This window comes from Alteraurantiacibacter buctensis (assembly GCF_009827655.1).
GTDB lineage: Bacteria > Pseudomonadota > Alphaproteobacteria > Sphingomonadales > Sphingomonadaceae > Alteraurantiacibacter > Alteraurantiacibacter buctensis.
Map to the genome: position 1 here is coordinate 92,218 of NZ_WTYV01000006.1, position 19,214 is coordinate 111,431.

At 67.1% G+C, this 19,214-nt stretch carries 17 protein-coding genes; 15 read left to right on the top strand and 2 right to left on the bottom strand.

Features of this window, described 5'->3' with window-relative positions:
- Positions 1-424: 424 nt before the first annotated feature.
- Together GRI99_RS14170 and GRI99_RS14175 are read right to left on the bottom strand one after the other, a co-directional pair.
- Positions 425-2,323: a Tad domain-containing protein gene (locus GRI99_RS14170; RefSeq protein ID WP_160772720.1), complete on the bottom strand. Its 1,899-nt coding sequence runs from the start codon at positions 2,321-2,323 to the stop codon at positions 425-427.
- Positions 2,324-2,699: 376 nt separating this feature from the next.
- The gene (locus tag GRI99_RS14175) at positions 2,700-3,317 is read right to left on the bottom strand and encodes a DNA-3-methyladenine glycosylase family protein (RefSeq protein ID WP_160772721.1); all 618 of its coding nucleotides are present in this window, start codon (positions 3,315-3,317) and stop codon (positions 2,700-2,702) included.
- 86 nt (positions 3,318-3,403) lie between these two features.
- On the opposite strand from GRI99_RS14175, the gene GRI99_RS14180 reads away from it, so the two are divergent.
- The 15 genes from GRI99_RS14180 (at position 3,404) to murC (ending at position 19,194) form a co-directional block, all read left to right on the top strand.
- Positions 3,404-3,721 carry a 2Fe-2S iron-sulfur cluster-binding protein gene (locus GRI99_RS14180; protein WP_160772722.1) on the top strand — a complete coding sequence of 106 codons (318 nt, stop codon included), beginning with the start codon at positions 3,404-3,406 and terminating at the stop codon, positions 3,719-3,721.
- A 73-nt stretch (positions 3,722-3,794) separates the two neighbouring features.
- Positions 3,795-4,802 carry a cysteine synthase A gene (locus GRI99_RS14185; protein WP_160772723.1) on the top strand — a complete coding sequence of 336 codons (1,008 nt, stop codon included), beginning with the start codon at positions 3,795-3,797 and terminating at the stop codon, positions 4,800-4,802.
- Between the two features lie 24 nt (positions 4,803-4,826).
- Positions 4,827-5,189, top strand: a complete 363-nt coding sequence (locus GRI99_RS14190; protein ID WP_160772724.1) for a hypothetical protein — start codon at positions 4,827-4,829, stop codon at positions 5,187-5,189.
- Positions 5,161-6,015: a motility-associated ABC transporter substrate-binding family protein gene (locus GRI99_RS14195; protein ID WP_160772725.1), complete on the top strand. Its 855-nt coding sequence runs from the start codon at positions 5,161-5,163 to the stop codon at positions 6,013-6,015. Before GRI99_RS14190 ends, GRI99_RS14195 begins: the two co-directional genes overlap by 29 nt.
- A gap of 225 nt (positions 6,016-6,240) precedes the next feature.
- The gene (locus tag GRI99_RS14200) at positions 6,241-6,738 is read left to right on the top strand and encodes a division/cell wall cluster transcriptional repressor MraZ (protein ID WP_160772726.1); all 498 of its coding nucleotides are present in this window, start codon (positions 6,241-6,243) and stop codon (positions 6,736-6,738) included.
- Positions 6,735-7,691, top strand: coding sequence for a 16S rRNA (cytosine(1402)-N(4))-methyltransferase RsmH (gene rsmH / locus GRI99_RS14205; RefSeq protein ID WP_160772727.1), 957 nt, complete (start codon positions 6,735-6,737; stop codon positions 7,689-7,691). Before GRI99_RS14200 ends, rsmH begins: the two co-directional genes overlap by 4 nt.
- Positions 7,688-8,233 (top strand): hypothetical protein, encoded by a 546-nt coding sequence (locus tag GRI99_RS14210; protein WP_160772728.1) that lies wholly within the window; start codon positions 7,688-7,690, stop codon positions 8,231-8,233. The genes rsmH and GRI99_RS14210 overlap by 4 nt, the downstream gene beginning before the upstream one ends.
- 2 nt (positions 8,234-8,235) lie before the next feature.
- Positions 8,236-10,056 carry a peptidoglycan D,D-transpeptidase FtsI family protein gene (locus GRI99_RS14215; RefSeq protein WP_160772729.1) on the top strand — a complete coding sequence of 607 codons (1,821 nt, stop codon included), beginning with the start codon at positions 8,236-8,238 and terminating at the stop codon, positions 10,054-10,056.
- A complete protein-coding gene (locus GRI99_RS14220; RefSeq protein WP_160772730.1) occupies positions 10,056-11,528 on the top strand; it encodes a UDP-N-acetylmuramoyl-L-alanyl-D-glutamate--2,6-diaminopimelate ligase in 1,473 nt (490 codons plus the stop codon). Before GRI99_RS14215 ends, GRI99_RS14220 begins: the two co-directional genes overlap by 1 nt.
- Positions 11,525-12,982, top strand: coding sequence for a UDP-N-acetylmuramoyl-tripeptide--D-alanyl-D-alanine ligase (locus GRI99_RS14225; RefSeq protein WP_160772731.1), 1,458 nt, complete (start codon positions 11,525-11,527; stop codon positions 12,980-12,982). Before GRI99_RS14220 ends, GRI99_RS14225 begins: the two co-directional genes overlap by 4 nt.
- 12 nt (positions 12,983-12,994) lie before the next feature.
- The gene (mraY, locus tag GRI99_RS14230) at positions 12,995-14,065 is read left to right on the top strand and encodes a phospho-N-acetylmuramoyl-pentapeptide-transferase (RefSeq protein ID WP_160772732.1); all 1,071 of its coding nucleotides are present in this window, start codon (positions 12,995-12,997) and stop codon (positions 14,063-14,065) included.
- Complete coding sequence (murD, locus tag GRI99_RS14235) at positions 14,062-15,381, top strand: UDP-N-acetylmuramoyl-L-alanine--D-glutamate ligase (protein WP_160772733.1); 1,320 nt, start codon at positions 14,062-14,064, stop codon at positions 15,379-15,381. Before mraY ends, murD begins: the two co-directional genes overlap by 4 nt.
- Positions 15,378-16,601 (top strand): FtsW/RodA/SpoVE family cell cycle protein, encoded by a 1,224-nt coding sequence (locus GRI99_RS14240; protein ID WP_160772734.1) that lies wholly within the window; start codon positions 15,378-15,380, stop codon positions 16,599-16,601. Before murD ends, GRI99_RS14240 begins: the two co-directional genes overlap by 4 nt.
- Positions 16,598-17,782, top strand: coding sequence for an undecaprenyldiphospho-muramoylpentapeptide beta-N-acetylglucosaminyltransferase (gene murG / locus GRI99_RS14245; RefSeq protein WP_160772735.1), 1,185 nt, complete (start codon positions 16,598-16,600; stop codon positions 17,780-17,782). The genes GRI99_RS14240 and murG overlap by 4 nt, the downstream gene beginning before the upstream one ends.
- Positions 17,779-19,194 carry a UDP-N-acetylmuramate--L-alanine ligase gene (gene murC, locus GRI99_RS14250; RefSeq protein WP_160772736.1) on the top strand — a complete coding sequence of 472 codons (1,416 nt, stop codon included), beginning with the start codon at positions 17,779-17,781 and terminating at the stop codon, positions 19,192-19,194. Before murG ends, murC begins: the two co-directional genes overlap by 4 nt.
- The last annotated feature ends 20 nt before the right edge of the window (positions 19,195-19,214 follow it).

Consider the following 19,214-nt stretch of genomic DNA (forward strand, 5'->3'; position numbering starts at 1 on the left):
ATGTCTCTGCCAAATCCCGCCGCCGCCGATGCAGTTTTGGCACTCGAATTGTTGTGCGAGATGCTCGCTTCTCGAATTGCGGCGGGCAATGCCACGAGGGAGGAAGTGACGCAGATTGTGAGAAGCGCAGCGGCAAAAGTCAGCGCTCATCAGCCGAGCCTCTCGGCATATGTGGAGGTGAGCGCCGAGAAACTGCTCCTCCGCCTTTGACGGAAGTTCAGGCGGTCTACAGATGCCCGCTAACTTGGCTTGGTCACGCACCCATGCGTCCGGTTCGAATGTCCATATTGGGGTCGTTCGCTGACCGTCCGCTTCCAGGCTGACGCTCACCCTGGTACTAGATCGCATATGGGGTGGAAGGTTGAAGGCGCACAAATCGACGATCTCGGTCGGGGCCAAGCATCTTCTTCTCGGGCAAAATCGATCAGCGAGTGATCCGCAAAGCTGCCATCCGACGGCCTATTTCGGCAAACGTATTTTGCAGTTCCGAAGCATTGGCAGCTACGAAGTAATGTCCTGCGCCAGCGCAACTTTCCATCAGCGTGTTGGAACCAGTGCCGAAACTGATGACCCAGACCTGGATGTTGCGACGCTTGACTTCCTCGCAAGCAAAACTGAACCGAGCTTCTACGGTCTGGGTTAGCGATAGCGAAGACGTGGGTCTCCAGCGGCGACGATCAAGCGGTTCAATGCCATATGCTCCGTAAGAGATGTCGAGAGGTGCGGTTTCGCCATCGGTCAGGAAGATCATGTGGCGCGAGGTTGGTATGCCACCAACGTCGGCATTATCGCTCGCAAAAAGACCAGTGGGAGAAAGTAGGCGACCGCCCCAGATCATGCCGATATCGTGGTAAGTATTGCCCTGGGGTACCAAGCTGTCGACATAAGCTGCCACGCGGGCAGCCGTCATGACTTGGAGCCGCTGTGCTGGGGCAGGGCAAGCACTGTATCCCCAAAACCAGGCGTTGATGAACTCTTCAGAGCTGTCCACCTTTCCTGGGTTAAGGCCCCCGCGCCCATTGGTCCTGATTTCTCTCGTATAGCTGAGTTCATGCAGCATCGGTCGCCACTGGGTGTCTGGATTTCTGCGGTCAGGGATGCGGTCGATGTCGAGGTCCAGCGCTCGGCGAAGGTCTACGTTGTTGTAGTTGGTGATCTCGTAGGTGCTGCGCTCCTCGATGCAGCCACGATAAGTTGCAACGACCGGAAGTGGGGCGATTGGTGTGCCGCCCATCAACACATCAACCGAATTTGAAGAAGGCAAGAATCCTAAGTCCATTTCGAGAGTGTCGTAGCGCCATTCCGGGACTTCTTTAATCTCCGTCCCGATTTGGCGAAACGACCAGCGGTAACGGTGGTCTGCATGATTTGTCGGGGTGACCCGAAAGCTGTTGGCTGCGATTTCTTCGCATCCGTAACTTGTCCCGGTCTCCAAAATTTGTTGGTTAGTCCAACCATCCGCCCCCGCAGTTTGGCTCTCAACGGTCTTACGCGAGGTGGATGCAGGACAAGCAGAGGTGATATAGCTTGCGGCCGTAGAAGTATTGCCGCTCAGGTAGGTGTATTGGGTTTCATAGACCGGTTCTTCCTTAAGCTTTCCGGTCTTTTGTGGTCGACGGTAGTTATACCTCCACTCGTCCACGAGCCAGTCTTGCTGCAGTAGGCCGCCGACGTTCACATTGGTTGAGTAAGGCAGAAAGCCATAACGAATGCGTGAACCTGGCGTTCTGTTGGCCTCCATTTGGGCGTAAAAACTCTTTACCGTCTCTCGAAGAGCCTGAATGCGGCTTTTGGTATCTCCATAATTGGTAGTTGCCATGGAACCGGTTGTGTCGAGCACCAGCATGATATCCATATTGCCGGTATTGACTTGGGCCTGGCATGATACCGAGATCGGAATGACCTTGAATCCGAAGACGCCCATTATCGTGGTTTCAACGTCAGCGGAGGCGGAACCGCTGACCGAGTTGTCCTCGTTCAACCGCATTGAAAACTTGCGGTTTACACTGCCGTAGGATTGGTCGCGGAAATTGACGTTGAAGAACCTCTGACCGCTATCGGCGGCGGCGGAGGGAATGGTGCTGCTGATCGCCACAGCGGTGCCCAGACGCTTGCGGGCAGCAAGCACTCCGGCGTCGCAGGCCTGTTGGAGCCGTGTTTCCGCGAGGTATCCGCGCCCCATATCAATCCCGCTACCAACGAGGGCTAGTAAGGGGAACAGCGCCGCGGCCACGATCAGGATGACGTTGCCAGCAGTTTCGATCAGCAGGAGTGAAAAAAACTCCGCCGCACGTAGTCGCAGACTTTGGACGGTCGTTGCCATGGTGCCTACGGGCTTAGTCTCACTCGGTTAAGATCATCCTAAACGTTTGGTTATGAAGCGATATGCGCGGGCAATCGAAAACGACAGGCTTGGGGTAGATGCATAGCTATCTGAAAAAATGGGGGGAGCTCTGGCCAACTCTCGAATGGCTCCTATGGGGTCGTTAGCCGACAGGCAGCTTTTGATGATCAAACGCCGAGAGCAGACAACTACAATGTCAGTTTGCGCGCCGGTATGTTCCAGTCGTGCAGAGATGGCCCAACCCTTTGAAAATACGATCTTATTGAGGTCATCCCTTTCGGCAACTGACATCATGCTATGGGATTGGCATTTGCAGGACTTTAGATAAGTCACTGTAATACAGCAGAAAATATTTCTAAATGGCGGTACTGTCGTAACAGTGCCAGGTGAAGATCGCCAGAGCGCCGCGGTGCGGGCGCCAGGGTTCGGCCATGGCGCGCGTGGCCTTTTCGTCCGGGCGTTCGGGCAGGTCCAGGATCTTGCCCAGGCCGGCCATCACCGCCAGGTCACCCGCCGGCCAGATGTCCGGGCGGCCTTCGGCAAACAGCAGGTAGATTTCCGCCGACCAGCGGCCGATGCCCTTGATACGGGTGAGCTGGGCGATCGCCTCCTCGTCATCGGCAGGCAGGGAATGGAGGTCCAGCTCGCCGCTCACCACCAGTTCGCACAGGGACCGGGCATAGCCCTGCTTCTGGCGCGACAGGCCGCAGGCGCGAAGGGCATCGAAATCCCGGGCCAGCAGCTCGTGCGGGGGGATGTCCTCGCCCAGTTCCGCCTCCAGCTTGCGCCACATGGAGCTGGCCGCCGCCACGCTCACCTGCTGGCCCACGATGGTCCGCAGCAGGGTGCGATAGCCGCGCTCGCGGATGCGCGCGGCGGGATAGCCGACCTTGGCCAGCGCGGCGGCAATCGCCGGTTCGCGCGCGGCCAGCCAGTCCACGCTGGCGTGCAGTTGATCCTCGGCAATGCCCATGTGTCCCGCCTTGCATATTCGGCGGCAATTGCCTAGCCAGCCGCCACCAAACGCAACGCCACCATACGCAACAGGGACCCGCATCCATGCCCAAGCTGATCGTCGTCAACCGTGCCGGAGAAGAACGCGAAGTAGAGGCCGCCGCCGGCCTGAGCGTGATGGAAGCGATCCGCGACAACGGGTTTGACGAGCTGCTGGCCCTGTGCGGCGGCTGCTGTTCGTGCGCCACCTGCCACGTCCACGTGGACCCGGCCTTTGCCGACAAGTTGCCCGCCATGAGCGAGGACGAGAACGACCTGCTCGATTCCAGCGACAGCCGCGATGCCACCAGCCGCCTTTCGTGCCAGATCCCGTTCACCGATGCGCTGGACGGCCTGAAGGTGACCATCGCCGAAGAGGACTGAGGGCAGCAGGGCTTTACGGCCCCCAAGCGCAAATCCGTTGCACCCGTAACGTGCTGCACCTAATTCGTGCAGCATGACAGCACCGACCCCGCGCTCCGACAGCCTTGACCTGATCGGCAACACTCCCATCGTCCTGCTGGCCGGCCCCAGCGAGGCGGCGGGCTGCGAGATCTGGGGCAAGTGCGAGTTCGCCAACCCCGGCGCCTCGGTGAAAGACCGGGCGGCGCTGTGGATTGTGCGCGATGCGGAAGGCCGGGGCGAACTGAAGCCCGGTGGCACCGTGGTGGAAGGCACCGCCGGCAACACCGGCATCGGCCTGGCGCTGGTGGCCAATGCCCTGGGCTACAAGACGATCATCGTCATGCCCGACAACCAGAGCCAGGAAAAGATGGCCACCCTGCGCGCGCTGGGGGCCGAGCTGGTGCTGGTGCCGCCCACCAAGTTTGCCGATCCCAACCACTTCGTCCACACCAGCCGCCGGCTGGCCGAGGAGACGCCGGGCGCGGTCTGGGCCAACCAGTTCGACAACGTGGCCAACCGCCGTGCCCACATCGAAGGCACCGCGCCCGAAATCTGGGAGCAGATGGGCGGGCGCCTGGACGGCTTCACCTGCGCGGCGGGCACTGGCGGCACCATTGCCGGTACCGGCATGGGCCTGAAGGCCTTCGACGAGAACATCCGCGTGGCGCTGACCGATCCGTTCGGCGCGGCGCTGTACAATTATTACGCCCACGGCGAGCTGAAGGCCGAAGGCTCCAGCGTGGCCGAGGGTATCGGCCAGGGCCGCATCACCGCCAACCTGGAAGGCGCGCCGATCGACACCCAGTTCCGCATCAGCGACGAGGAGGGCCTGGAATGGGTCGCCCGCCTGCTGCGCGAGGAAGGGCTGGCGCTGGGCCTGTCGAGCGGGATCAATGTGGCGGGCGCGGTGGAACTGGGCCGGCAACTGGTGGCCGAAGGGCGCGAGGATGCGCGCGTGGTGACGATCCTGTGCGATACCGGCTTCCGCTATCTCTCCACGCTCTACAACGCGGAATGGCTGCGGTCGAAGAAACTGCCCGTTTTCGACTGGCTAGGTTAATCTTGCGACACTAGGATAGCGGGCATGGCGCTCGATCCGCACCAAATCCTCCAGGCCGGTGGCAATCCGGACAACGTGCCCCCGGCGCCGCTGGCCGGCACGCACCAGCAACGCCTGCAGCGGCTGCAGATCGGGCTGCTGGGGCTGGGCGGCATCCTGCTGCTGGTGGGCTTGGCCAACATCATCATCGCCGGCGCGCGGCAGAGCGAGCAGGAAGCGGTGGCAGAGCTGCCCGCGCCTTCCGCCGAAGACCTGCCGGAGCCCGGTCGGCGCGATCCGCTGGCGGATGCCGGCGTGGCCCCCGGCCTGCCGGCCGATGACGCGGCTGACAGCGCCGCAGGAGCCGCGGAGGCCGGCAATGACCTCGAACTGGCTCCGCAGAACTAGCACGACGCTTGGCCTGGCGGCCTGGCTGGCGCTGGCTGGCCCCGCTGCTGCTCAGGACGCGGCGGCACCGGTGCGCCCGCCGCTGCTGCTGATGGGCACGATCCCGATCTACTGGGGCGAGGCGGGGGAACTGACCGACCTGCTGCACGGCGGAGCCACCCCGCACTGGGCGCGCGGCGTGCTGGAGCGCGGCTTCGAACTGGTTCCGCTCGATACCCTCAGCGCCGAGACCCTGCCGCCCGCCGGTGGCCGCCTGCTGCTGGCCCAGCCGCGCACCCTATCCGCGCCGGAGAACGTGGCGCTGGACGCCTGGGTGCGGGGTGGCGGGCGCGTGCTGCTGTTTGCCGACCCGCTGATGACCGGCCACTCGCGCTTCGCCATCGGTGACCGGCGCCGCCCGCAAGACGTGGCGCTGCTGTCTCCCGTGCTCACCCACTGGGGACTGGAGCTGGCGCTGGCCGACCAGCCTGCGCCGGGCCTGGTGCCGGGCGATGCGGGTGTGGCGCAGTTCCCCGTCAACCAGGCGGGAAAACTGATGGCCCTGCCTGCCGGCGCATGCCGCGTACTGGGCGATGGCGTGGCTGCCCGCTGCGCCCTGGGCGCGGGCGAGGTGCTGGTGGTGGCCGATGCCGCGCTGCTGGACATCGACGGCCCGCTTGCGGGGGCCGAAGCGGGCCTGGCGGCGCTGGTGGACTCGGCCTTCGGAGTCGATCTGGGGGAAACGGGGAAAATCGGGGATGGCGCGCGGGGTGCCAGCGGAAATGGCGGAAATCCGCCATTTTCAGATTCCCATGCCGACCACCATGGCCATGCTGATCCGCCTTAAAAGGTAATTATAAACAGGGATTTGCAGGTTCATCCCCAAAATCCCCCAGATTTCCCCTTTTCTCACCAGTCCACCCGCGTTATCACGGGCGCAACCGGACATGGCGCCCGTAATGCATCCCGATTCCGTGGATGACCGGGCCGCGCACCTGCGCGGCTCGCGGCGGGGAAGGCGTGTCCGGGACGGCGTGGGGTTTCGGGACCGAAATTCAGGGGGGTTGGGCGCTTGGCGCAGGCTGCGGCAGGTTTTGGCGGACAGGGCTTCTCGCTGAAGGGCGGGGGAGACCGGTTCGTGCTGCCCGCCGACATGCGCAACGCCATTGCCCACGCCAGCGGCGACCGCGTGCTGAACGTGGGCCTGCACGAAAGCTGGCCCTGCCTGGTCGGCTTCGGCGGCGACCGCGTGGCCCAGTTCGATGCCATCCTGGACGAGCAGCAGGCCGAAGCCCGCGCCAATGGCGAGCCGTTCAACCGCGCGTTGCGCAAGGCCAACCTGTGGAGCTTCAAGCGCCACTTGTTCGATGCCAGCGGCCGCTTCGTGATGAACCCGTCCTCGGTGAAGCTGGGGAAGATCACCGACCAGATCTATTTCCACGGCGTGGGTGACGTGATCACTATGTGGAACCCGCAGGTACTGCTGGCCCTGGGTGACGAGTTCGCGGTGTTCAAGATCTACTGCGAACAGGAAATGGAAGAGGCGCTGGCCAAGGGGAAAGGCAAATGAGCGCCGCCCCCCACGTCCCCGTGCTGCTGGACGAAGTTCTGGCCGCGCTGGCGATCCAGCCGGGTGACGTGATCATCGATGCCACCTTCGGCGCGGGCGGCTATACCCGTGCCTTCCTGGATGCCGGCGCCACGGTCCACGCCTTCGACCGCGATCCCGATGCCATTGCCGATGGCGCGCGCTGGCCCGAAACGCAGGAAAACCCGCCGCGCCTGGTGCTGCACCCGCGCCGCTTCTCCGAGATGTGGGAGGCGATGACCGCCGCCGGGGTCGAGCGGGTGGACGGCGTGGCGATGGATATCGGCGTCTCCTCCATGCAGCTTGACCGGGCGGAGCGCGGCTTTGCCTTTTCGCTCAACGGCCCCCTGTCGATGCGGATGGACCAGGGCAAGCCCGATGCGGCCGATTTCCTGAACACGGCGGGCGAGGGCGAGATTGCCGACGTGCTCTATACCTATGGCGAGGAGCGCCAGTCGCGCCGCGTTGCCCGCGCCATCGTGGCCGCCCGCCCGCTGGAGACCACCGGGCAACTGGCCGACGTCGTGCGCCGTGCGCTGGGCTATCGCGCCGGGATGCCCAAGGACCCTGCCACCCGCAGCTTCCAGGCGATCCGCATCCACGTGAACGGCGAACTGGACGAGCTGGAAGCGGGCCTGGGCGCGGCCGAGGCACTGCTGAACGAGGGCGGGCGGCTGGCCGTGGTCAGCTTCCACAGCCTGGAGGATCGCATCGTCAAGCGCTTCCTGCGCGATGCCGCCAATGCCGGCGGGCGCGCCAGCCGCCACCTGCCGGACATGCCCGCCAGCCGCCCGGCCACCTTTGCCACCCCTGCCAAGGCGGTGCGCCCGAGCGCTGCCGAATGCGAGCGCAACCCTCGCGCCCGCTCTGCCACCCTGCGCGCTGCCATCCGCACCGCCGCCCCCGCACCCCGCCAGAAGGAGAAGGCCGCATGACCCCGCAAGCCCGTTTCCGCCGCATCGGCTGGGTTGCCATGCTGACGGTGTGCACGTTGCTGTATGGCCTGCTGCACCTGCAGGTCTGGTCCGTCTCCAGCGAGGTCAAGCGCGCCGAGCGCCGGATCGTGGCGCTGGAGCAGTCCAAGCTGCTGCTGGAGACCGAGTTCCTCACGCGCAGCAGCCAGGCGCAACTGGCGGCGTGGAACCGGGTGGACTTCGGCTATTCCGCCCCGCGCGCCGACCAGTTCATTGCCAGCGAGCGGCAACTGGCCGCCTTCGGTGCCGATGGCGAACAGGGGCGCGAGGATGCCATGCGCTTGGCCAGCTTCTCGGCCGACCAGGAAGTGGCCCCGTTCCCCCGGCTGGTGTCCCCCATCACGGGCGAGCCGCTGGACGAGGACCTGGTGCGCCCCGCCGCCGCGCGCGATGACGAAGCGCCCACCGTGCTGGCCGCCGTCACCGGCGCCACGGCCCGCGCGCCGCTCAATGCACCTGCCGGCAACCGAGGCACGGTGCGCGTGATGCTGGGGGGGAACTGAGCATGAGCCTGACCACCGCCTTCTCCGGTTTCGGCCGCACCGGTGGTTCGGCCCCTGGCCAGCGGATCGTGACGACCAAGCCGCCGCAGCCCCGCAACGGGCGGCATACCCGCATAGTCGACTATCGCCGCAGCGCCCTGCTGCTGGCCCGCCTGCGCGCGCTGATGGTGGGCGGGGCCTTCGTGGCCGTGGCCGGCGTGGCCGTGCTGCGGATCGGTTGGCTGGGCGTGGTCCAGCCCGCCCCCGCACAGGCCAGCATGGCCGAGGCGCTGCTGCCCCCGCGCGGCGAACTGACCGATCGCAACGGGGTGCCGCTGGCGCGCGCCTTCCCCGCCTATGCCCTGTGGTTCAACCCGCAGGCGATGGACGATGGCGGCGCGCCGCTGGTCAAGAGCCCGCAACAGGTGGCCGCCGAACTGAAGGCCATCTTCCCGGACCTGGACGAGGTGGAGTTGGTCGAAAAGCTGACCGGTGGCGAGCCCGTCTACCTGCGCCGCCGCGTACTGCCCGAGGATGCCAACCGCGTGCAGGACATCGGCGAGCTGGCGCTGGAACTCCCGCGCGAGCGTGACCGCTATTACCCGCAAGGGGCGCTTGCCGCCCACGTGCTGGGCTACCTGCAGGATGGCCAGGGCCGCGTGGGCATGGAGCAGGTGCTCAATGACCGGCTGACCGATCCCGCCACGCGCGGCCAGCCCACGGCACTTTCCATCGACGTGCGTGTGCAGGGCGCGCTGGAGGACGAGCTGTCGCGCGGGATGCAGGTGGTCAACGCCGTGGGCGCTGCCGGCTTGGTGCTGGACGTGGACAGCGGCGAAGTGCTAGCCATGGCCAGCCTGCCGCAGTTCGATCCCAACCACGTGCAGCCGAGCGATCTGATGAGCCCGCCCGGCACCGAGGGCGGCCCCACCATGCCGCGCGTGTTCAACCGCGTGACCAACCAGGTCTATGAACTGGGTTCCACCTTCAAGCCGCTGACCGTGGCCGCAGCGATCGACACCGGGTCGATCACCAACCTTGCCCGCACCTACCAGGCCAGCAACCCGATCCGTTTTGGCAGCATGTCGATCGGCGATAGCCACGCCAGCGCGCCCTATCTCAACGCTCCGCAGGCGCTGATCCATTCCAGCAACATCGTGACGGCCCAGATCGCCGACGAAATGGGGCCGGCCGTGCTGCGCCGCTACATGATCGACATGGGCATGAACGAGCGGCCCTATATCGAGCTGCCCGGTCGCGGCGCGCCGCTGTGGCCGCGTGGCGACTGGGCGCGCATCACCGGCATGACCGTTGGCTTCGGCCACGGCATCGCGGTCACCCCGCTCAACCTCGCCAGCGCCTATGCCGCCATGGTCAACGGCGGCGTGTGGCGCCCGGCCACCCTGCAGCGGGTGGAGCCGGGCCACGCCCCGCGCGGCCGCCGCGTGTTCAAGGCCAGCACCAGCGCGCGGATGAACCAGTTGCTGCGCATGATCGCGGTCTATGGCACCGGCCGCAATGCCGATGCCCCGGGCTTCCGCGTCGGCGGCAAGACCGGCAGCGCCGAAAAGCCGGGTGCCAACGGCTATCGCAAGTCCAGCCTGGTGGCCACTTTCGCCGCCGCCTTCCCGATGGACCAGCCGCGCTATGTCGTCATCATCATGCTGGACGAGCCGCAGGGCACGGCAGCCAGCAGCTTCCAGCGCACCGCCGCGTGGAACGCCGCCCCGATCGTCAAGCGGCTGATCCCGCGCATCGGCCCGCAACTGGGCGTGCTGCCCGATGAAAGCCGCGACATCGACCTGACCGACCTTGAACCGCTGGTGGGCGGGGGCGGCGACTGATGCGCCTGGCGGAGCTTGCCGCAGCCCACGGGATCGGCTCCGGCCCTGATGGCGAGAAGGTGGTCACCGGCTTTGCCATCGATCACCGCAAGGTGGCGCAGGGCAACGTGTTCGGGGCTTTCGAGGGTGCCAAGGTCAACGGCGAGGACTTCATCCCCGCTGCCGTGGCTGCCGGCGCAATCGCCGTGGTCGCCCGGCCGGAGGCGAATGTCGCGGGCGCGCTGCACCTGGCCGATGCCAACCCACGCCGCGCCTTCGCCCGGCTGGCCGCGCGCTTCTATACCCCCGTGCCCGCCACGCTGGTGGCCGTCACCGGCACCAACGGCAAGACCAGCACGGTCGAGATGACGCGCCAGATCTGGCGCATGGCCGGCCACTCCGCTGCCTCCATCGGCACGCTGGGCGTGACCACGCCGGACGAGAGCGTGTCCACCGGCCTGACCACGCCGGATATCGTCAGTTTCCTGGCCAACATGGCGGGGCTGGCGCGCGAGGGCGTGACCCACGTGGCTTACGAGGCGAGCAGCCATGGCCTGTCGCAGTACCGCAACGAAGGGCTGAGCGTGGCCGCCGGGGCCTTCACCAACCTCAGCCGCGACCACCTCGATTACCATGCCGGCATGGAGGACTACTTCGCCGCCAAGATGCGGCTGTTCACCGAAGTGGTGCGCGATGGCGGCACGGCGGTGATCTGGGCCGATGACGAATGGTCTGCCCGTGCCATGGCCGTGGCGCAGCAGCGCGGCCTGGCGCTGTTAACGGTGGGCGAGGGCGGGAAAACCCTGCACCTCGTCTCACGCGTTCCCGGTCACTTGGGTCAGGATCTTGAGATCGTCTATGAAGGCGTGACCCGCAAGGTGCGCCTCCCGCTGATCGGGGCCTATCAGGTGGCCAATGCGCTGGTCTCTGCCGGCCTTGTGCTGGCGACGGGCGGTGAACCGGCGCACGTGTTCGATGCCCTTTCCCGCCTGCAACCGGTGCGCGGGCGGCTGGAGCGGGCGGTGATCGCGCAGGGCGGCGCGCCGGTCTATGTCGACTATGCCCATACGCCCGACGCGCTGGAGGCGGCTATTGCCGCGCTGCGCCCGCACGTGACGGGAAGGCTGATTACCGTGTTTGGCGCGGGCGGCGATCGCGACACCGGCAAGCGTGGCCCCATGGGTGCCGCCGCCGTGGCGGGCAGCGACCTGGTGATCGTGACCGACGACAACCCGCGCGGGGAAGACCCCGCCGCCATCCGCGCCGCCGTGCTGGCCGGTGCCCCCGGTGCGACCGAGATCGGCGACCGGCGCCAGGCGATCCGCGCCGCCATTGCCGCAGCGGGCAAGGACGACATCGTCCTGATTGCCGGCAAGGGCCACGAACAGGGCCAGATCATCGGCCGCGGGGACCAGACCCGCGTGCTGCCCTTCGATGACGTTGCCGTGGCGCGCGAGTGCGCTGCCGAGCTAGCAGGAGCTTCCCCAGCATGAACGCGCTCGCTTCCATCCTGCGCTGGCCTGCCGATGCAGCCGACCGCCAGCGGCTGGCCCTGTGGACGTCCGCCGAGATCGCCAAGGCTACCGGCGGGACCGCTTATGGTGAATTTCAGGTTAGCGGCGTGGAGATGGACAGCCGCGACGTGAGAAGCGGCGACCTGTTCGTGGCCCTCAAGGGCGAGGCGATGGACGGCCATCGCTTCGTGGAGAAAGCCTTCGCCAGCGGTGCCGCCGCCGCACTGGTGGACCGGCCGGTGGACGGCCCGCACGTGCTGGTGGCCGATACCATGCAGGCCCTCCAGGACCTGGCCAAGGCCAGCCGTGAGCGGGCCGGGGCCACGGTGATCGGCGTGACCGGTTCGGTTGGCAAGACAGGTGTGAAGGAGGCGATCTTCGCATCTCTTGAGAGGACCAGCCGGGGCGGGGCGCACCGTTCCATCCGCAGCTACAACAACCATGTGGGCGTGCCGCTGACGCTGAGCCGCATGCCACCGCGCAGCCGCTTCGGCGTGTTCGAGATGGGCATGAGCGCCGCGGGCGAGATCGCCCACCTGACCGGCATGGTCCGCCCGCACGTGGCCGTGGTGACCACCATTGCGCCTGCCCATATCGAGAACCTGGGGTCCATCGAAGGGATCGCCCGGGCGAAGGCGGAAATCTTCGGCGGCCTGCAACCGGGCGGCACGGCGGTGATCCCGGCGGACAGCCCGCAATACGAAATCCTGCGCGAGGCGGCGCTGGCGGCGGGGGCGAAAGTGCTCTCGTTCGGCCGCGCCGAGCATGCCGACGTGCGCCTGCTGGACGTGATTGCCGATGCCGGCGGCGGATCGCTGGTCACCGCCTCGCTGCTGGGCCAGCGGCTGTGTTACACCGTGGCCGAGCCGGGCGAGCACTGGGTGGCCAATTCGGCCTGTGTGATGGCGGCGGTCCACGCCGCCGGCGGCGACCTGGGCGCGGCGGGCCTCGCGCTGGCCAGCATGGGCGGCCTGAAGGGCCGGGGCGCGCGCAGCCGCATTCCCGTGCCCGGCGGCCATGCCCTGCTGGTGGACGAAAGCTACAACGCCAATCCCGCATCGATGCGCGCCACCCTGGCGCAGCTTGGGCAGACGCCCGCCACCCGCCGCCTGGCGGTGCTGGGCGCGATGAAGGAACTGGGCGATTTCGGCCCCGCCTTCCACGCCCAGTTGCTGGAGCCCTTGCTGGGCGCGCAGGTAGACTATGCCGTGCTGGTGGGCGAGGAAATGCTGCCCCTCGCGCGCGAATTGGGGAAAGGGCTGGCTTCCACGCTTGGCAAGCCGCTCCCCTTTGCCCATTGCGCCAATGCGGGCGAGGCAATCGCCGCGCTGGAGGAGTTCGGCCTGGCAGGCGGGGACGCGGTGCTGGTCAAGGGCTCCAACAGCGTCGGCCTGTCGCGCCTGGTGGCGCACTTCAGCGCCCGGGAAGGCTGATCGACCGGAACCATGCTCTACTACCTCGCCCAACTGCTGGACTTCGAGGGCATCCTCAACCTCGTGCGCTACCAGACCTTCCGGGCCGGTGCCGCGCTGATGACCGCGCTGGTGATCGGCCTGATCATCGGGCCGAAGTTCATCGCCATGCTTCGCGTGCGCCAGGGCAAGGGCCAGCCGATCCGCGAGGACGGGCCGCAGAGCCACCTGGCCAAGCGCGGCACGCCCACCATGGGCGGGCTGATGATCCTGACCAGCCTGATGGTCTCGATGCTGCTGTGGATGGACCTCAGCAGCCCCTTTGTCTGGGCCTGCCTGGCGGTGTGCGCCGGTTTTGGCGTGATCGGCTTCCTCGACGACTTGGACAAGGTGACCAAGGGTCACCACAAGGGCCTGTCCGGCAAGGCGCGGCTGCTGGCCGAATTCGCCGTGGCGGGGATCGCCTCGTGGCTGATCGTGGGCGAGATCAACACCAACGTTTATGTGCCGTTCTTCTCTGACCGGTCGATCCCGCTGGGGCCATTCTATTATGTCTTCGCCGCCACGGTGATCGTGGGCATGGGCAATGCGGTCAACCTGACCGACGGGCTGGACGGCCTGGCCACCATGCCAGTGGTGATCGCCGCCGGGGCCTTTGCCATCATCTGTTACGTGGTCGGCCGCGTCGACTATTCGGATTACCTGGGGATCCCCTATGTCCCGCTCGCGGGAGAACTGGCGCTGTTCTGCACCGCCATCATGGGCGCGGGGTTGGCCTTCCTGTGGTTCAACGCGCCCCCGGCCGCCGTGTTCATGGGCGATACCGGCAGCCTGGCGCTGGGCGGGGCACTGGGCGCGGTGGCCGTGGCCAGCCATCACGAGATCGTGCTGCTGATCGTGGGTGGCCTGTTCGTGATGGAGACCGCATCGGTCATCATCCAGGTCTTCTGGTTCAAGCGCACCGGCCGCCGGGTGTTCCGCATGGCCCCCATCCACCACCATTTCGAACAGCTCGGCTGGAAGGAATCGACCGTGGTGATCCGCTTCTGGATCATCGCGATCGTGCTGGCGCTGATCGGTCTTGCCACGTTGAAGCTCAGGTGATCACGGCTCGCGCCTTCGCAGGAAAACGATACGCCGTTCTCGGCCTCGCCCGCACGGGGCTGGCCACGGTGGAAAGCCTGCTGGCCAGCGGGGCCGATGTCACCGCGTGGGACCGGCAGCAGACCCCGCGCGCCAAGCTGGAGGGCCGCTGCACGCTGGCCGATCCCATGGAGATCGACCTGGCGGGTTTCGACGGCGTGGTCGTGTCCCCCGGCGTTCCGCTCAACACACACCCGCTGGCGGACAAGGCCCGCGCGGCGGGCGTGCCGCTGATCGGGGACATTGAACTGTTCGCGCAGGCTCGCGCGGAGCTTCCGCCGCACAAGGTGGTCGGCATCACCGGCACCAACGGCAAGAGCACTACCACGGCGCTGGTTACACACATCCTGAGCCAGGCAGGCGTGCCCGCGCTGATGGGGGGCAACATCGGCCTCCCGATCCTGGGCCGCGATCCGCTGCCTGAAGGCGGGGTCTATGTGCTGGAGTTGTCGAGCTACCAGATCGACCTGACGCATCGCCTAGCTTGCGATGTGGCCGTGCTGCTGAACATCACGCCCGACCATCTTGACCGGTATGACGGCTTCGATGCCTACGCCGCCAGCAAGGGGCGGCTGTTCGCCATGCAGAGGGCGGGGCAGGTGGCGATTGTCTCCGCCTCCACGCCCGCAGCGCTGGCGCAGGTGGCCGGCCTGCCGCAGCAGGTCATCACGGTCGATCCCGCGCAGCCCGAGGACCAGAGCCGCTGGCCCGCGCTGCAAGGTCCGCACAACCTGGAGAACGTGCTGGCCGCCCGCGCTGCCTGCCGTGCGCTGGGCCTCAGCGACCAGCAGATCGAGGCAGGCCTCGCCTCCTATCGCAGCCTGCCGCACCGGATGGAGATCATCGCCCAGCACAACGGCGTGTTGTGGGTGAACGACAGCAAGGCCACCAACGCTGCCTCCACCGCCCCGGCGCTGGCTGCCTGGCCTGCCACGGACAAGCCCCGCGTCCACTGGATCTGCGGCGGGATTGCCAAGGCCGATAACCTGGACGAGTGCCTGCCTTACATCGGCAACGTGGCGTCCACCTATACCATCGGTGAGGCGGGGCCGATGTTTGCCGACATCCTTTCGCCCCACACCCGGGTCGAACGCTGCGAGATGCTGTGCGAGGCCGCCGACCGCGCGGCAAAGGCCGTCCGTCCGGGTGACGTGGTGCTGTTCAGCCCGGCCTGTGCCAGCTTTGACCAGTTCCGCGACTACGAGGCACGCGGCGATGCCTTCCGCGACTGCGTGGCGCGGGTCACCGGGCAGTCCGCCGGAGCGGGTGAGGCATGAACGGCGCGCGTCCCTATGTCCCCCGCGCCGGCCAGCGCGCTGCGGCCGCCACGGCCTTCCCGCTGGACCGCAAGCGGCAACTGCTGATCTGGTGGCGCGAGATCGACCGGGTGCTGCTGGCGCTGGTGCTGGGCCTGATGGCGCTGGGCGCGCTGGCGGTGATGGCGGCCAGTCCCGCCAGCGCCGGTCGCCTGTCCACCGATGATGTGACGCTGGGCGACATGCACTGGTTCTGGCTGCACCTGCGCTGGCAGGTGCTGGGCATCGCGGTCATGCTGGGCACGTCGCTGGTACCGCCGGAAACCGCGCGGCGCGGATCGATCCTGCTGGCCGCGCTGATGCTGGCCTTCCTGGTGCTGGTGCCGCTGATCGGCGTGGAGAAGAACGGCGCCACCCGCTGGCTGAACCTTGGCGTGCAGTTCCAGCCGTCCGAATTCCTCAAGCCCGCCTTTGCCGTGCTGATCGCATGGATCCTTTCATGGCAGGCGCGAGATCCCGGGCTGCCGGTGATCGGCATTTCAGGCACCGTGCTGGGGGCCATCGTGGTGCTGCTGATGCTGCAGCCCAACCTGGGCGAGGCGATCCTGTTCGTGGGCTGCTGGTTCGTGCTGGTGCTGCTGGCGGGCCTGCCGCTGAAGCGGCTGGGCCTGATGGCCGGGGCCGGGCTGGGCCTGCTGGTGCTGGCCTACATCTTCTATGAAAACGGCCGCAACCGCATCAACGCCTTCTTCGGCGGGGGCACCGCCTATGACCAGGTTGACCTGGCCAGCCGCACGCTGCTTGGCGGCGGGTGGACCGGCACCGGGCTGGGGCTGGGCACCAACAAGATGCGCCTGCCCGAAGCGCATACCGACTATATCTTCTCGGTGGTGGGCGAGGAATTCGGCCTGCTGGCCTGCGCCCTGCTGGTGGCGGTGTACCTGGCCATCGTGGTGCGCGTGGTGCTGCGCCTGATGGCGGAAGACCGGCTGTTCATCGTGCTGGCGGGCACGGGGCTGACCGCGCTGTTCGGCGGGCAGGCTTTCATCAACATCCTGATGAACCTGCAACTGTTCCCGTCCAAGGGAATGACGCTGCCGCTGGTCAGCTATGGCGGTAGTTCCACCATCGCCCAGTGCTTTACCGTGGGCCTGCTTCTGGCGGTAACGCGGCGTAATCCGTATCTGAGTAGCGAGAAATTCCTGCTGCCCCAAGGCGGCCCCAAGAGGATCAGGCGATGACCCCGGTTTCGCGGCACTATGTCCTGGCGGCAGGCGGCACCGGCGGCCACCTGACCCCCGCCTTCGCCCTGGCGGCAGAGCTGGTGGCGCGCGGCCATCACGTGGCGCTGGTGACCGACGAGCGCGGCGCGGCGATCCCCGGCAAGCCCGATTTCCTGCCCGCCCACGTGCTGCCCGCCGGCCGCTTCGGCAAGAACCCGCTGCACTGGCCCAGGGGCTTTGCCGCCGTGCTGGAAGGGCGCAAGATGGCGCGCCGCCTGTACGAGACGTTCCAGCCCACCGCCGTGGTCGGCTTCGGCGGATACCCCGCGCTGCCCGCCCTGCTGGGCGCGCAGGCCGATGGCATCCCCACCGTGATCCACGAGCAGAACGCCGTGCTGGGCCGGGTCAACCGCCTGCTGGCGGGCCGGGTGGATGCCATTGCTACCGCTTACCCGGATGTTGCGCGCCTTAAGCCGAAGTACCAGGGCAAGGTCCACCTGGTCGGCAATCCCGTGCGGCCCGAGGTCATGACGCTGCGTGACCTGGAGTTTCCGGCCTTCACGGCCGACGGCCTGTTCCGCGTGCTGGTGACCGGCGGTAGCCAGGGCGCCCGGGTGCTTTCCGAAGTGGTGCCCGATGGGCTGGCCATGCTGCCCCCGGCACTGCGCAGCCGCCTGCAGGTGACCCAGCAGTGCCGCGCGGAAGACCTTGACGCGGTGCGCCAGCGCTATGCCAGCCACGGCATTCCGGCGGAACTGGGCACCTATTTCGAAGACATGCAGGCGCGGCTGGCCGATGCCCACCTGTTCATCGGCCGCGCCGGGGCCAGCACCATTGCCGAACTGACGGCGGTGGGCCGCCCGGCGATCCTGGTGCCGCTGCCCATTGCCACCGATGACCATCAGGCCGCCAACGTGCGCGAGATGGTGAAGGCCGGCGGGGCGCGCTCGATCCGGCAGGAGAAGTTTACCGCCCCCGAACTGGCCAAGCAGATCCAGGCCATCGCCCAGAACCCGGAAGCGCTCGCCACTGCGGCCCATGCGGCGTGGAACTGCGGCCGGCCCAACGCAGCGGCGGACCTGGCGGACATTCTGGAGAGCTTCGGCGGTGCGCCGATCCAGGACGTGATCCGCGTGGCCGATGCGGCCGTGGCCGGGGCCGTGATGGGCGGGGCAGCCACCGCGCGGGTGCAGCCATGAAAGGCGTCCCCACCGATATCGGCACGATCCACTTCGTGGGCATCGGCGGCATCGGCATGTCCGGTATTGCCGAGGTGATGCACAACCTGGGCTACAGCGTGCAAGGGTCCGACATTGCCGAAGGCTACGTGGTGGAAGGGCTGCGCAAGCGCGGCATCACCGTGCATATCGGCCACGCCGCCGCCAACTTGGGGCAGGCCGCCGTTGTGGTCACCTCCACCGCGGTGAAGCGCGACAATCCCGAAGTGGCGGAGGCGCTGGAACGGCGCATTCCCGTGGTTCGCCGGGCGGAAATGCTGGCCGAGCTGATGCGGCTGAAGAACACCGTGGCCGTGGCCGGCACCCACGGCAAGACGACGACCACCAGCATGGTCGCGACCCTGCTCGATGCCGGCGGGGTCGATCCCACGGTGATCAACGGCGGGATCATCGAAAGCTATGGCAGTAACGCGCGCCTTGGCGGCAGTGACTGGATGGTGGTGGAGGCTGACGAAAGTGACGGCAGCTTCCTGCGGCTGGACGGGACGATTGCCGTCGTCACCAACATCGACCCTGAGCACCTCGATCATTACGGCAGCTTCGATGCGGTGAAGGATGCCTTCCTGCAGTTCGTGGAGAACGTGCCCTTCTATGGCGCGGCGGTGCTGTGCCTCGATCATCCGGAGGTGCAGAAGCTGATCGCCCGCGTGCGTGACCGGCGGGTAATCACCTATGGCTTTTCCCCCCATGCCGACGTGCGGGCGGAGAACATCACGACCGAGGGCGGCACCAGCCGCTTCGATGCCGTGCACCGCGACCGGGATGGCATCGAACACCGGATTGACGGGATCGCGCTGCCGATGCCGGGCCGCCACAACGTGCAGAACGCGCTGGCCGCCATTGCCGTGGCGCGCGAGATGGAGTGCCCGGACGATACCATCCGCGCCGGGTTTGCCCGCTTTGGCGGGGTGCGCCGCCGCTTCACCCTGGCGGGCGAAGTGGACGGGGTGCGGATCATCGACGATTACGCCCATCACCCGGTTGAAATCCGCGCCGTCCTGTCCGCCGCGCGCGAGGCAGTGGCGCCGGGCGGCCGTGTGATCGCGGTGGCCCAGCCGCACCGTTTCACCCGCCTGCGCGACCTGATGGAGGAGTTCCAGGGCTGCTTCGGCGATGCCGACATTGTCTACGGCGCGCCCGTCTATCAAGCGGGCGAGGCACCGATCGCGGGCGTTGACAACCATGCGCTGGTGGCGGGCATCAAGGCGCGCGGCCACCGGCATGCGAGCACCATTGCCGGGCCTGAAGCGCTGGCGAAGGAACTGGCTTCACTCATCGTGCCGGGCGATATCGTGGTGTGCCTGGGCGCGGGTGACATCACCAAGTGGGCGGCAGGGCTGGCCGATGCCATCCGCAAGGAGCGTGGCTCATGACCATGCAGGCGGGCGAGCAG